Origin of the sequence: Streptomyces sp. NPDC004667 (assembly GCF_040609475.1) — a bacterium.
GTDB lineage: Bacteria > Actinomycetota > Actinomycetes > Streptomycetales > Streptomycetaceae > Streptomyces.
The window spans coordinates 24,754-38,156 of the sequence record NZ_JBEXKC010000074.1 but is presented as its reverse complement, the minus strand read 5'-3'; the positions used below and the strand labels follow the sequence as shown (position 1 = coordinate 38,156).

At 72.9% G+C, this 13,403-nt stretch carries 12 protein-coding genes and 1 pseudogene; 4 read left to right on the top strand and 9 right to left on the bottom strand.

Features of this window, described 5'->3' with window-relative positions; translation table 11 throughout:
- The 3 genes and pseudogenes from ABZW32_RS30910 to ABZW32_RS30900 form a co-directional block, all read right to left on the bottom strand.
- Nucleotides 1-370: pseudogene (locus ABZW32_RS30910) on the bottom strand (hypothetical protein); the annotation flags it as partial.
- A gap of 23 nt (nucleotides 371-393) precedes the next feature.
- Nucleotides 394-609: a hypothetical protein gene (locus ABZW32_RS30905; RefSeq protein ID WP_356222161.1), complete on the bottom strand. Its 216-nt coding sequence runs from the start codon at nucleotides 607-609 to the stop codon at nucleotides 394-396.
- Between the two features lie 113 nt (nucleotides 610-722).
- Nucleotides 723-974 carry a helix-turn-helix transcriptional regulator gene (locus ABZW32_RS30900; protein WP_356222158.1) on the bottom strand — a complete coding sequence of 84 codons (252 nt, stop codon included), beginning with the start codon at nucleotides 972-974 and terminating at the stop codon, nucleotides 723-725.
- 66 nt (nucleotides 975-1,040) lie between these two features.
- Between ABZW32_RS30900 and map the strand changes: the two genes are divergently transcribed.
- Nucleotides 1,041-1,808 carry a type I methionyl aminopeptidase gene (gene map, locus ABZW32_RS30895; RefSeq protein WP_356222156.1) on the top strand — a complete coding sequence of 256 codons (768 nt, stop codon included), beginning with the start codon at nucleotides 1,041-1,043 and terminating at the stop codon, nucleotides 1,806-1,808.
- On the opposite strand, the gene ggt is transcribed toward map, so the two are convergent.
- Nucleotides 1,795-3,615, bottom strand: coding sequence for a gamma-glutamyltransferase (ggt, locus tag ABZW32_RS30890; protein ID WP_356222154.1), 1,821 nt, complete (start codon nucleotides 3,613-3,615; stop codon nucleotides 1,795-1,797). The genes map and ggt overlap by 14 nt on opposite strands.
- Nucleotides 3,616-3,716: 101 nt before the next feature.
- Between ggt and ABZW32_RS30885 the strand changes: the two genes are divergently transcribed.
- Nucleotides 3,717-4,442 carry a hypothetical protein gene (locus ABZW32_RS30885; RefSeq protein ID WP_356222151.1) on the top strand — a complete coding sequence of 242 codons (726 nt, stop codon included), beginning with the start codon at nucleotides 3,717-3,719 and terminating at the stop codon, nucleotides 4,440-4,442.
- Here the strand turns inward: ABZW32_RS30885 and ABZW32_RS30880 are convergent.
- From ABZW32_RS30880 to murJ, 5 genes are read right to left on the bottom strand one after another with little or no spacing between them, the layout of a single operon-like run.
- Nucleotides 4,402-5,691 carry a cytochrome P450 gene (locus ABZW32_RS30880; protein ID WP_356222149.1) on the bottom strand — a complete coding sequence of 430 codons (1,290 nt, stop codon included), beginning with the start codon at nucleotides 5,689-5,691 and terminating at the stop codon, nucleotides 4,402-4,404. The genes ABZW32_RS30885 and ABZW32_RS30880 overlap by 41 nt on opposite strands.
- Nucleotides 5,692-5,744: 53 nt before the next feature.
- Nucleotides 5,745-6,266 (bottom strand): hypothetical protein, encoded by a 522-nt coding sequence (locus tag ABZW32_RS30875; protein ID WP_356222146.1) that lies wholly within the window; start codon nucleotides 6,264-6,266, stop codon nucleotides 5,745-5,747.
- Nucleotides 6,263-7,708, bottom strand: a complete 1,446-nt coding sequence (locus tag ABZW32_RS30870) for a HAMP domain-containing sensor histidine kinase (protein WP_356222143.1) — start codon at nucleotides 7,706-7,708, stop codon at nucleotides 6,263-6,265. Before ABZW32_RS30870 ends, ABZW32_RS30875 begins: the two co-directional genes overlap by 4 nt.
- Nucleotides 7,709-7,718: 10 nt before the next feature.
- The gene (locus ABZW32_RS30865; protein ID WP_356222140.1) at nucleotides 7,719-8,408 is read right to left on the bottom strand and encodes a response regulator transcription factor; all 690 of its coding nucleotides are present in this window, start codon (nucleotides 8,406-8,408) and stop codon (nucleotides 7,719-7,721) included.
- A 22-nt stretch (nucleotides 8,409-8,430) separates the two neighbouring features.
- Nucleotides 8,431-10,176 carry a murein biosynthesis integral membrane protein MurJ gene (gene murJ, locus ABZW32_RS30860; RefSeq protein ID WP_356222137.1) on the bottom strand — a complete coding sequence of 582 codons (1,746 nt, stop codon included), beginning with the start codon at nucleotides 10,174-10,176 and terminating at the stop codon, nucleotides 8,431-8,433.
- A gap of 297 nt (nucleotides 10,177-10,473) precedes the next feature.
- Here murJ and ABZW32_RS30855 point away from each other — a divergent pair, with 297 nt between their 5' ends.
- Nucleotides 10,474-11,700, top strand: a complete 1,227-nt coding sequence (locus tag ABZW32_RS30855; protein ID WP_356222135.1) for an Ig-like domain-containing protein — start codon at nucleotides 10,474-10,476, stop codon at nucleotides 11,698-11,700.
- A gap of 140 nt (nucleotides 11,701-11,840) precedes the next feature.
- On the top strand, nucleotides 11,841-13,400 hold the full coding sequence (locus ABZW32_RS30850) for a CocE/NonD family hydrolase (RefSeq protein WP_356222166.1): 1,560 nt from the start codon (nucleotides 11,841-11,843) through the stop codon (nucleotides 13,398-13,400).
- Nucleotides 13,401-13,403: the final 3 nt, after the last annotated feature.

The following is a 13,403-nucleotide window of genomic DNA, read 5'->3' as shown; positions in this document are numbered from 1 at the left end:
CGAGCCGCTCGGTCAGGCCGCGCAGCGCCGCCTCCGAGGCGGCCCACTGCCCGGCCGCCACGTCGACCTGGAGCCGCAGCTCCCGCTCCCCGCCCGGCATCGAGTCCCACGCGGCGACCGCCGCGGCCCGCAGCCCCGCCGCGTGGGCGGCCTCCCGGGCCCTGCTCTCCGGATCCCCCGGAAGGTCCCCGAGCAGCGACTCCAGTACGTCCCACGGCGGTATCGCGACCCCCTCCAGACAGGCCCGCACCCCACCCGGATCCCGCCGCAGGAACTCCCCGTACCAGCCCGCCCCGGGGTCCAGCCTCCGCGTCAAGTCCCGCACGTATTCAGTGAGTTGCCCGATCACCAGCGCAGTCGGCGTCTCCATGACCGCATTGGATCCCACCCGTGTTACGGGCGGGCTACGGGAGTCTCAAAGCTTGACGGCGAGCCCGTGCGGGCCGGCTGCTCCCGTCGTGGGAGCGCGTCGCCCCGGTGGGGCAGGACCGCGTCCCCGGGCCCCTTCGGGGGCGCCTGGACATCGGGGTCGGCGCAGGCCGCGAGCAGCAGGCCGCCCGCGAGGAGGGCGCCGAGCGCGGCGAGACCGAGGCGTTTCGTTTCGTTCACGGCTGGCATGCCGTGAGGCCTGCCCCGCGCCCCGGCGCCGCCACCGCCGGTTGCGCCGATCGGCCTCGGGACACTCCCCCGGCACGGGCGTACCGCCGCGCGGGGCTCCGCCGTCAGGCGGGTACGAGGACGCAGGCGCGGACGAGTTCGTCCAGGGAGAGGCCGAGGGCCTCGGCGAGCGCGGCCACCGTGAAGAACGCGGGGGTGGGGGCGCGCCCGGTCTCGATCTTGCGGAGGGTCTCGGCGGAGAGTCCCGCGCCGGCCGCGACCTCGACCATGCTGCGCTCGCCGCGCGCCTTGCGCAGCAGCGCGCCCAGGCGTTCGCCGCGCTCGCGCTCTTCGGGGGTCAGGGGGGTACGGACCATGCCCCCAGCCTACCCCTCCGCCCCCAATAATCATCCCGGTAAAGTTATACCGGTATAGTTATTGGCATGGTGGAACTGAAGACGAACCGAGAGATCGACGAGATGCGCGCCGCCGGCCGGGTGGTCGCCCGCGCCCTGGCCGCCGTACGCAAGGCCGCAGAGGTCGGGGTGTCCCTGCGGGAACTGGACTCCGCGGCCCGGACGGTCCTGCGCGGCGCCGGGGCCTCCTCCCCCTTCCTGGGCTACCGGCCGCAGTTCGCGCCCGTGCCCTTCCCGGCGGTGGTGTGCGCCTCGGTCAACGACGCGATCGTGCACGGCATCCCCGACGACTACCGGCTGCGCGACGGCGACCTGGTCAGCATCGACTGCGGGGCGGAGCTCGGCGGCTGGGTCGGGGACGCCGCCGTCAGCTTCACCGTCGGCCGGCCCCGCCCCGCCGACCTGCGCCTGATCGAGACCGCGGAGGCGGCCCTCGCCGCCGGCATCGCCGCGGCCGTGCCCGGCAACCGGATCGGCGACATCGCGCACGCCGTGGGCACCGTCTGCCGCACCGCCGGCTACGGCATCCCGGACGGCTTCGGCGGCCACGGCGTGGGCCGCACCATGCACGAGGACCCGGGCGTCCCCAACGAGGGCCCGCCGGGACGCGGCATGAAGCTGCGCCCCGGCATGGTCCTCGCGATCGAGCCGATGCTGATCGCGGGCGGTACGGACGACTACGCCTGCGACGCCGACGGCTGGACCCTGCGCACCGTCGACGGCAGCCGGGCCGCCCACGCGGAGCACACGGTCGCCGTCACGGCCGACGGCCCGAGGATCCTCACCGCCCGGTAGACCCGCCCTCCGGCTTCCCGTACGGGTGGACGACCATCGCCGAGCCGCCGCCGCGCCGGGTGGTCTCGGCCGCGGCCAGCCAGCGGCCGTCCGGCAGGCGCTCGACGCCGGTGGCCGCGCCGATCTCGGGGTTCTGCCGGAAGCCCTGGCCGAGGGCTTCCAGCTCGGTGCGCACGGGGCTGTTCCAGAGCCCGGGTTCCAGTTCGGTGGTGGTCTGGTTGCGCTGGCTGGCGCGCGGGGCGGCGATGGCGTCGACCAGCGGCAGCCCCCGGTCCAGGCGGCCCAGCAGGGTCTGCAGGACGGTGGTGATGATGGTGGCGCCGCCCGGCGAACCCACGGCCAGGACCGGCCGTCCGTCCTTGAGGACGATCGTCGGGGACATCGAGGAGCGCGGGCGCTTGCCCGGCCCCGGCAGGTTCGGGTCGGGCACGCCCGGGGCGGCCGGAGCGAAGGAGAAGTCCGTCAGCTCGTTGTTCAGCAGGAAGCCCCGCCCGGGGACGGTGATGGCGCTGCCGCCGGTGGACTCGATGGTCAGGGTGTAGGAGACCACGTTGCCCCAGCGGTCGGCGACCGTCAGGTGGGTGGTGTTCTCCCCCTCGTAGGTGGTCGGGGCCACCTGGCCGGTGGTGGCGCAGGGGGCCGGGTGCCGGGGGTCTCCGGGGGCGAGCGGGCTGGTCAGGGCGCGGTCCGGCCTGATGAGGCAGGCGCGGGTGTCCGCGTACCGCTGCGAAAGCAGCTCGCGGGTCGGGACCTGCTCGGCGGCCGGGTCGCCGACCCAGCGGCCCCGGTCGGCGAAGGAGATCCGGGAGGCCTCGATGTAGCGGTGCAGGTACTGCGCCTCGGAGAGCTTCGACAGGTCGGTGCCCTCCAGGATGTTCAGGGCCTCGCCGACCGTGGTGCCGCCGGAGGAGGAGGGCGCCATGCTGTAGACGTCCAGGCCCCGGTAGCCCACCTGGGTGGGCGCCTGCCGTTTGGTGGCGTACGCGCTCAGGTCGGCGGTGGTCAGGTCGCCGGAGCGGACGACGCGGGTGGCGGCCGGGTCGACGGGAGGCGTGCGGACGGCCCGGACGATGTCCTGCGCGAGCGGGCCGCGGTAGAGGGCGCCGGTGCCCTTGCGGGCGAGTTCGGCGTAGGTGGCGGCCAGGTCGGGGTTCTTGAAGGTGGAACCGACGACCGGCAGCTGCCCGCCGGGCAGGAACAGCTTGCGGGTGTCGGGGAAGTCCTTGAACCGGTCCTGGTTGAGCTCGGTCTGGGCCCGGAAGGTGGCGTCCACGGTGAAGCCGTCCCGCGCCAGCTTCTCGGCGGGCCGCAGGAGCTGCCCCAGCGGCCGGGAGCCCCAGGCGTCGAGGGCGCTCTTCCAGGTGGCGGGAGTGCCCGGGACGCCGACGGAGCGGCCGCTGGTCTGCCCCTGGTCGAAGGGGATCGGGACCCCGTTCTCCTGGAACAGGGTGGCGGTGGCGCTCGCGGGCGCGGTCTCGCGGCCGTCGATGGTGTGCACCCGGCGGGAGGCGGCGTCGTAGTACACGAAGTAGCCTCCCCCGCCGATGCCCGCCGAATACGGTTCGGTGACGCCCAGCGCGGCGGCGGTCGCGACGGCGGCGTCCACCGCGTTGCCGCCGGCGCGCAGGACCGCGATCCCGGCGGCGGAGGCGTCGGCGTCGACGCTGGCCACGGCGCCGCCGTAGCCGGCGGCCACCGGGACCTTGGGCGGTGCGGCGGTGTCCTGCGGCGGCGCGGCGGCCCCCGTCGAGACGAGCGCCCCGGCGAGGGCGACGAGCGCTAACTGACGTGCTGCGGGACGGCGCATCCGGTTCCTCCAGTCGACGGCCTGTCAGACCTGCGAGGCGCAGCGTAACTTCACGGCACCGGCCGCGTCAGGAAGGCCGGGCGGCCGTTACCATCCGCCGCATGGACGACGACGTGCGCAACATCGTGCTCGGGGTGGTGGCCACCGCCGTCAGCGGCGGGTTCGGCTGGTTCTTCCGGACCTACCTGTGGCACCGCGAACTGCGCCGCAAACAGGCCTTCTTCGGGCTGCCGACCGGCTCCGACTGCCTGTTCGTGGTCAACCGGCAGATGGGCGGAAAGGATTCCTCGCTGCACCGCAACGACGCCTTCGCACTGCTGGAGATATCGGCGCTGATCCGCGACTGCGGGGCGACGGTCCAGCTCGTCGGCCACGACGCGGCCCGGCAGGGCTTCGGCGAGCGCGCCGAGTTCTGTGTGGGCGGACCCTCCTCCAACTCCCGCACGACGGCCCACCTGACGTCCCTTCTGCCGGGGGTGCGGATGGTCGTCGCGGCCGAGCCCGCCCAGGACCGGGGGGCGATCACCGTGGGCGGCCGGACCTACCGCTGGGAGGTGGGAACGGCCGAATACGTGCTGCTGGCCAGGCTGGTGACGGAGCGGGGCACCCGGCCGGTGTTCGTCCTGTCCGGGCAGACCGCCAACAGCAACCAGGCGGCCGCCCGCTACCTGGCCAGGCACCACCGGGAGCTGGCGCGCAAGCACGGCGGCGACTCCTTCTGCCTCCTGCTCAAGGTGATCAACTCCGACGCCTACGGGCCGGACGTGACCGAGCTCGTCGCCGACGTCACGCGGGCCGCCCGGACACCCGTAGCGGCAGCCGCGTGATCCCGTTGATGAAGTTGGACACCAGTCGGCGCGGCTCCCCGGCGAGTTCGGGCGCGGGCAGGGCGGCGCGCCACTCCTCGTGGAGGATGCGCAGCTGGAGGCGGGCGAAGTGGGCCCCGAGGCAGACGTGGGGGCCGTCGCCGAAGGAGACGTGCGGGTTCGGGGAGCGGCCGGGGTCGAGGCGGTCCGGGTCGGCGAAGACGCGTTCGTCGTGGTTGGCGGAGGCGTGGAAGACGACGACCTTGTCGCCGGCGCGGATCGGCTGACCGGCGAGTTCGGTGTCGCGGGCGGCGGTGCGCCGGAAGCTGAGCACGGGCGGGTGGACGCGCAGGAGCTCCTCGACGGCCCGGTCGGCGGGGACGCTGCCGTCGGCGGTCCGGCGGTAGGCGTCGGGGTTCCGGGCGAGGGCGAGGAGGCCGCCGGGGGCGGCGCTGCGGACGGTGTCGTTTCCGGCGACGGTGAGCAGGAAGAAGAACATCTCCAGTTCGGCGGGGTCCAGTCCGGCCCGCGCGAGGGCGGTCATCACGTCGTCGCCCGGGTGCGAGCGCTTGTGCGCGGCCAGTTCGCGGGCGTACGCGAACATCTCGCCGAGCAGGGCCGGGGACCGGGGGTTCAGTGGTGTGCCGTCCGGGCCGAGGAGCGGCGCGGGGGCGTCCTCGGGGTCCTGGTAGCCGATGACCCGTACGGTCCACTCCAGCAGCAGGCCCCGGTCGGCGGCCGGAACGCCCAGCAGGTCGGTCAGGTTCAGCAGGGCGTACTCGTCGGTGACGGACGCCACCACGTCGGCGGTGCCGTCCTCGGCGCCGTCCCGGGCGGCGGCCAGCAGGGTGCGGGCCCGCTCCCGGACCCGGCCCGCGAAGGCGTCGACCCGGGCCGGGGTGAAGGCGCGGGCGACCAGGCGGCGCAGCCGGCCGTGCGCCGGCGGGTCCTGGTTGAGCATGGTGCTGCGCAGGAAGGGCAGGTCGCCGGGGTCGGGGTCGCGGATCTGGGTGGCGCCGGTCCAGGAGGAGTACGTGGTGTGGTCGCGCAGGACGCGGACGACGTCGGCGTGGCGGGTGACGGCCCAGAACCCGGGGCCGGCGGGCCAGCCCCCGACCTCCGGCTCCTCCTGCCAGGCGACCGGACGGTGGTCGCGCAGCAGCCGGTAGCGCGCGTGCGGGACGCCCTCGGCGTACAGGCGCGGATCGAACACGTCGGGGATCCCGGGGACGTCCGAAGTGGTGTCCGGGGCTGCTGCTGCGCGGTCCATGGTCCACACCGTGACGGCATGCGGGGCGCCCCCGCAAGGGCGCCGGGCCCGCGTCAGCGCCCGGCCCCGCAGCGGGTGGGCTCCAGTTCGGTGTCGGGACCGCGCACCACCACCTGGACGGTGGGTCCCGCGGTGGACACGGCCGTGCACACGATCTGCTTGATGCCGAGCGGGTCGAGCGCCGCCACCGGGAAGGGGACACGGGCCTCCAGGCGGAACTCCGAGGTGAAGAAGGCCCTGACTCCCCCGGCCATCCCCGCGTCCAACGGCGGCAGCCGGGTCCCGAGCCCGGCCTCCTGTTCCACCCCGCCGGGCCCGCGCAGCAGCAACTGCAGGCTGCCTTGCGGGCTGTTGTCGGAGTATTCGGGATAGGGCGAGGGGACCAGGCGCCCCTCGGCGGTGACGAAGTACACGATCGGGGCCCGGGAGGGCGCGGCGACCGGTACCCGGGCGGCGGCGCCGCTCTCGACGACCTCGGTGGGTTTGATCCCGCAGCCGGTGACCAGCGCGGGGCCGAGCAGGGCGGCGGCCACGGCCGCGGCGGTACGGCGGCCGGACGCGGAACGGAGGGTCACGCGCTGGTCTCCAGGGGCATGTCGAGGGTGAACACGGCTCCTCCGCCGGGGGCGTTGGCCGCGCTCAGGGTGCCCCCGTGCAGGCGGACGTTCTCCAGGCTGATGGCGAGCCCGAGGCCGCTGCCGGCGGAGCGGGTCCGGGCGGCGTCGGCCTTGAAGAACCGGTCGAAGATGTGCGGGAGGACCTCGGCGGCGATGCCGGGCCCGCTGTCGGCCACCTCGACCAGCAGGCGTTCCCCGTCCGCGCGGGACTCGGTGCGCACCGCGATCCGTACGGGGGCGCCGCCGTGCCGCAGGGCGTTGCCGACGAGGTTGGCGAGGACCACGTCGAAGCGGCGCGGGTCGAGCCGGGCGCGGACCTCGTGTGGCAGGTCGGCGCTGACCCGGTCGTCGTCCCAGTGGCGTCGCTCCAGGGTCTTGCGCACGGCCTCGGCGACGTCCACGTCGTCGAGGTTGAGTTCGGCGGCGCGCGCGTCGAAGCGGGATATCTCCATCAGGTCCTCGACGAGGACGGCGAGCTTGCCGGTCTCTGCGCTGATCAGCCGCAGCGCCTTGGCGGTGTCGGGGTCGAGCCGTTCGGCGTCCTCGTCGAGGACTTCGGTGACGGCGAGCATCCCGGCGAGGGGGGTGCGCAGTTCGTGGGAGACGTCGGCGGCGAACCGGCGGGCCCGGACCTCCGCCTCCCGCAGTTCGGCGACGGACTGTTCCAGGGCTCCGGCGGTCTCGTTGAAGGTACGGGCCAGCCCGGCCAGTTCGTCGGCTCCGCGGACCTCGATACGGGTGTCCAGGCGCCCGCGTCCCATGCTCTGGGCGGCCCGCCGCAGGTTGCGCACGGGCCGCAGGACGCTGCGCGCGGCGAGCAGGGCGGGGACGACGGCGATGGCGAGGCCGGGGATGGCGCCCTGCCGGGCCGCCTGGACCATGGCGTCGACGGTCTGCTGCTCGGTGAGCAGCGGCATGACGGCGTAGAGGACGGCGCCGGTCGGCTCGCGGACGCCGTGGTGGGCGAAGACGGCGGGCATGGCGATGGTCAGGTACGGCTCGCCCCGCTCGTCCTCGACGCGCTGGAAGGCGCCGTGCGGATGGTCGGCGATCTGGGCGCGCAGGGCGTCGGTGAGGAGGCCGGAGGTGGTGGGGGTGCCGTTGGAGGAGGCGCGCAGGGTGCCGTACTCGGCGTAGACGGTCCAGGGGTGGGGTTTGCCGCGCTTGCCGATCTCGTTGACGACCCGCTGGAGCTGCGCGCGGTCCATCGGCAGGGTCAGGGCCTGGCCCTCCAGCTGGTCGCGCAGGGTGCTGACGGCCGTGTCCTGGCTCTGGGTGAGGACGGCGCTGCGGGCCTGGCGGTAGGTGAGGGCGGCCGTGCTGACCGCGCAGATCGCGGCGACCAGCAGGAACGCCGCGATGAGGCGGGTGCGCAGCCCGAGCGGCGCGAACTTTCGCACGGCAGCCGTCCTAACGCGGTCCGAGCGGTCCGAAGCGGTAGCCGAAGCCCCGCACGGTCTGTATGTAGCGGGGGCTGCCGCCGGGGTCCTCGATCTTGTTGCGCAGCCTGCGCACGCAGGCGTCCACGAGCCGGGCGTCGGCGTGGTAGCTGTGGTCCCACACGTACTCCAGCAGCTGTTGGCGGGAGAAGACCTGCTCGGGCGAGGCCGTCAGGTGGAGCAGCAGTTTGATCTCGCTGGGGGCGAGGGGGACGCGTTCGCCGTTCTTGGCCACGGTCAGGCCGGCGCGGTCGACGGCGAGTTCGCCGTGGTGTTCCACGCCGGGGCGGCCCACGGGGTCGCTGAGCCGGCGCAGCACGGCCTTGATCCGGGCTTCGATGATCTCGGTGCGGGCGGGTTTGACGATGTAGTCGTCGGCCCCGGCCTCCAGGCCGACGACGATGTCGAAGTCGTCGCCGCGTGCGGTGAGCATGATGATCGGGACCTCGCTGGTCTCGCGGATCCGGCGGCACACCTGGACGCCGTTGATCCCGGGCAGCATGAGGTCGAGGAGCACCAGATCGGGGTGGAAGCCGCCCATGAGGGCGAGGCCGGCCTCGCCGGTGTCGGCGGCTCTCACCTCGTGGCCGCGGCGGCGCAGGCCGAGTCCCACCCCTTCCCGGATGGAAGGGTCGTCCTCGATCAGCAGTACGCGTGGCATCCGGTCAGTATCCCAGGGTGTTTCATTCGGTCTCCTCCCGCTTTCGGCCGGTCTTCCGCCGCAGGGAGTCGATCAGGTCGGTGATCTCCGTCAGGCGCAGGGGCCCGGCGAGGAGTACGACGATCAGCGCGAGCACGATGGTTCCCGCCCCGGCCGCCGCGTAGGCCCCGAGGCCGTCGGCGGCCCTGGCCGTGGCGTACCCGGCGGCACCGGCGGGCAGGCAGGCGGCGAGCAGGCGCAGGTGGGTCCCGAGGGACGTGGGGCGGGCTGCGGCAGCGGGCCGGGCGCGCGGGCCGAGCCGGCGTGCGAGGGCGTACGCGGTCACGGCGGCGCCCGCGGTGAAGGCGATCGAGGTGGCCGCGGCCATGCCGGTGACGGCCCAGCGCAGCGGGAGGGCCGCGTAGGCGGCGTAGGAGAGCCCGGCGTTCAGGGCGACGATGACCAGGTTGAGGAAGAAGGGGGTCCGGGTGTCGGAGAGGGCGTAGAAGCCGCGGGCGAGCACGTACTGGGCGGAGAAGGCGATGAGGCCGGGCGCGAAGGCGAGGAGCATGCCCGCCATGACCTCGACGTCGGCGGCGCTGACGTGCCCGTATCCGACGACGCAGTCCATCAGCCAGGGGGCCAGCGCGGCGAAGAGGGCGGCGGCGGGCACGACGAGGGCTGCGCTGGAGCGCAGCGCGTAGGAGACCTGCTCGCGCACTCCCGTGAGGTCGCCGTCGGAGGCGGCCGCGCTCATCCGGGGCATCAGGGCGGTCACCAGGGAGACGGTGACGATGCCCTGGGGGACGATCCACAGCTGGTAGGCGTTGGTGTAGGCGGCGTAGCCGGCGTCGCCCGCGAGACCGGCTACGCCCGCGCGAGCCGCGTCGTGGGCGAGTTCGCCGGTGACCGTGGAGAAGCGGGTGATGACCCAGTAGGCGATCTGGTTGGTGAACACCAGCAGGACCAGCCAGCCCGCGTTGCGCAGGGGGCGGGCGAGGCCGCTGCCGCGCCAGTCGAAGCGGGGGCGCCAGCGGAAGCGGGCGGCGCGCAGCGAGGGGATCAGGGCGAGGGCCTGGACGACGATCCCGGCGGTGGTGCCGATGCCCAGGAGGCGGGTCTCTGCCGCGGTGAGTCCGTCGGGGGCTCCGTGGGAGAGGTACAGGAAGAGCCCGAAGACGGCGATGACGACGGCGTTGTTGAGTACGGGGGTCCACATCATCGCGCCGAACCTGCCGCGCGAGTTGAGTATCTGCCCGAGGAGGGTGAAGAGGCCGTAGAAGAAGATCTGCGGGAGGCAGAAGCGGGCGAGTGCGACGGTGGTGTCGAGCTGGGCACCGCTGTACTCGGTGTATCCGTCGATGATGAGCGGTGCGGCGAGCACGGCGACGGCGGTGAGGACCACGAGGGCCAGGGTGCAGGCGGTGAACAGCCGGTCGGTGTAGGCGGCCCCGCCGTCCTTGTGCTCCTTGGCGGCCCGGATCAGTTCGGGTACGAAGACGGCGTTGAGCGCGCCGCCGACCAGCAGCATGTAGAGGATGTTCGGGACGGTGTTGGCGACGGCGTAGCCGTCGCCGAGGGGGCCGGTGGTGAGTGCCGCGACGACCACCGCGGAACGGACGAAGCCGGTGGCCCGGGAGACGATGGAGCCGGCCGCCATGAGCGCGCCGCTGCGCAGGACCGAGCCGCCCGGCGCGGTCTTCCGCCCGTCGGCGTCGGCGTCGGCGTCGGCGTCGGCTCCGGCCTCGACGCGGACCGCGCGGGGGTCCGTGCGGGTACTGGCTTCCATCGAGGTGTGTTCCCTTCACCTGGTCGAAGGTGGAGGGTAACCCGGTCCCGCCGGGCGGTCCCGCTCCGGCCCCGGTCGCGCGCACGGTGACACCGGCGTCCCGCCAGTGCGTTTCGGCCTTTGTTCCGGGACCAAAGTCCTTTCCGGAACGGTCCCTTTCATGTGACCGAACGGCAACTGTTTCGCTGCGGTGCACGTCACAACCCCGGACGACGATGTTTTCGGCGGAATAGGGAACCTAGAGTCGTGTCGTCCGCTCCTTGATTACGGACGACCATTACTTCGGAGGGGTTTTCGTTGAGCCGCACACGCCGTACCGCACTGCCGCGTCGTCGGGTCCGCCAGGTGGCGCTGGCCGGCACCGCGCTGCTCGCCGCCGCGCTGACCGCCTGTTCGGGTGGCGCCGACGGGGGCGCGGACGGCGGCGACGCCAAGGGGGACGCGAAGAACAAGCCGGCCATGGCCGTCTCGGTGAACCTGACGGGTGACCAGGTCAAGGCGGGTGAGCCGGTCAAGGTGACCATCGCCGACGGCAAGCTGGCGCAGGTGAAGGTGACGGACGGCAAGGGCGGTGAACTGGCCGGGCAGATCGCCGCCGACGGGAAGACCTGGACCTCGGGGCGCAACGCCTCCCCGAACACCGACTACAAGGTCGAGGCGCAGAACACCGACAGCCAGAACGCGGGCACGCAGTTCAAGACCTCGGCCGCCGACAAGGTGAACAAGGTCTCCATCAACATTTCCAAGGGCAGCACGGTCGGCGTCGCGATGCCCGTCTCGCTGGTCTTCGACAATCCGGTGAAGAACAAGGCCGAGGTCGAGAAGCAGCTGAAGGTGACCACCTCGAACAACACCGAGGGTTCCTGGGGCTGGTTCAAGGACTATTCCGGCAACGACCGGGTGGACTGGCGGCCGAAGGACTACTGGAAGTCCGGCACGGACGTCAAGGTCGAGATGGACCTGAACGGCGTGGACTCCGGCGCGGGCGGCGGGCTCTTCGCCCGCGACTACAGCACGGAGTTCAAGATAGGCAAGGACCGCCGGATGGAGGTGAGCCTCGACACGAAGAAGATGTCGATCACCGAGGACGGCCAGGTCGTGAAGACGGTCCCGGTCTCGGCGGGCACTCCGGGCGGCCAGAAGGCCTCCTGGTCCGGGAAGATGGTGCTGATGGCGAAGGAGGGCACCATCCGGATGGACTCCCAGACGGTGGGCCTCGGCGACGCCTACGACAAGATGGTCGACTACTCGATGCGCCTGACCTGGTCGGGCATGTACGTGCACGCCGCCCCGTGGAACTCCGCCAACTTCGGCAGCGCCAACACCAGTTCCGGCTGTGTCGGCATGAGCGACGCCAACGCCAAGTCCGTATACGAGCAGGTGCAGGCCGGTGACCCGCTCGAAGTGGTCGGCAGCGGCTCCAAGGGCAAGGCCGACCTCGGCAACGGCTACGGCGAGTGGAACCTGACCTGGGACGCCTGGAAGGCCAAGAGCGCGCTGGCCGGCGGCGCCCAGAACGGCTGATCCTCGATCAATTGTTACCACCACGTAACTTACTGACGGGTTACCTTCGGTAAACCCCTCCCGTTACCGTCGGGTCACTTCAGGACACCGGCGCACGCGAGGAGCGATCCGTGAAAGCCCGCCCCACCACCGCGGCGGCCGTGGCCGCCCTGCTCGCGGCGACCGTCCTGGGCCTGGCCCCCCACCAGGCCCAGGCGGCCCCCGCCGCGCCCGCGTCCCCGGCCCCGGCGGCCTCCCCGGAACTGCGCTTCCACGACATTCCCGGCTCCGGGGGCATCACCCTCAAGGGCAACGTCTTCACCCCCGCCGGCGCCCAGCCCGGCCGGAAGTATCCGCTGATCGTGCTCCCCGGCAGCTGGGGCCTGCCCCAGATCGAATACGTCGCCCAGGCCCGCAAGCTCGCCGACTCCGGTTACGTGGTGGTCGGTTACGCCTCGCGCGGCTTCTGGCTGTCCGGCGGCGAGATCGAGACGGCGGGCCCCGCCGACATCGCGGACGTCTCCGCCGTCATCGACTGGGCCCTCGCCACCACGCCCGCGGACCCCGGCCGGATCGGCCTCGGCGGAGTCTCGTACGGGGCCGGCATCAGCCTGCTGACCTCCGCGCACGACCCCCGCGTCAAGGCCGTGGTCGCGCTCAGCGGATGGGCGGACCTGATCGAGTCCATCTACTCCGGCCGCACCGAGCACCGCCAGGCGGCCGGCCTCCTCGGGGCCACCGGATACCTCACCGGCCGCCCCGGCCCCGAACTCCGTCAGATCCTCGACGACTTCCTCGGTTCGAGGCTGGACAGGGAACAGGCGATGATCGACTGGGGGAGGAAGCGTTCCGCCTCCGAACAGATCGACCGGATCAACGCCAACGGCGCCGCGATCATGCTGGGCAACGCCTGGGGCGACACCGTCTTCCCGCCCAACCAGTACACGAAGTTCTTCGAGGGGCTCACCGGCCCCAAGCGGCTGGAGCTGCGCCCCGGCGACCACGCCACCGCCGAGGGCACCGGCCTCCTCGGCCTGCCCAACGACACCTGGACCAACGCCCACCGCTGGTTCGACCGCTACCTCAAGGACGACCGCAACGGCGTCGACACCGAGGCCCCCGTCCAGATCAAGTCCCGCAGCGACAACGGCTACGAGGGCTACGCCGACTGGAAGTCGGTCGGCTCCGGCGGCACCGAGCGCATCCCCCTGAACGACAGCGAGCACGTCTTCGCGAACGTCGACTCCGGGGCCAACGGCGGCGTGGTCATGCTCTCCAGCGTCCTCGACCAGTTCTTCAAGGCGCCCCCCGTCACCTCCGTCCCCCTCCTCCCCCGCGCCTTCGCGGCCGTCTGGCAGTCCGGCCGCTACCAGGAGGAGCGCCGGATCCGCGGCACCGTGCGCCTGCACACCACCGTCACGCCCACGAAGGGCGACGGCACGTTCGTCGCCTACCTCTACGACGTGGGCCCCCTCGGCCTCGGCAAGCTGGTCAGCAACGCCCCGTACACCTTCCACGGCAAGACCCCCGGGCAGTCCTTCGGCGTGGACCTCGACCTCTTCTCCACCGCCTACGACGTGCCCGCGGGCCACCGGCTCGCCCTGGTCGTGGACACCGTCGACCCGCTCTACATCGAGCACAACCCCGCCGGCGCGCAGCTGACCTTCTCCTCGCCGCGCACCGATCCCTCGTACGTCTCGGTACCGCTGCGCGAGCAGTGATCC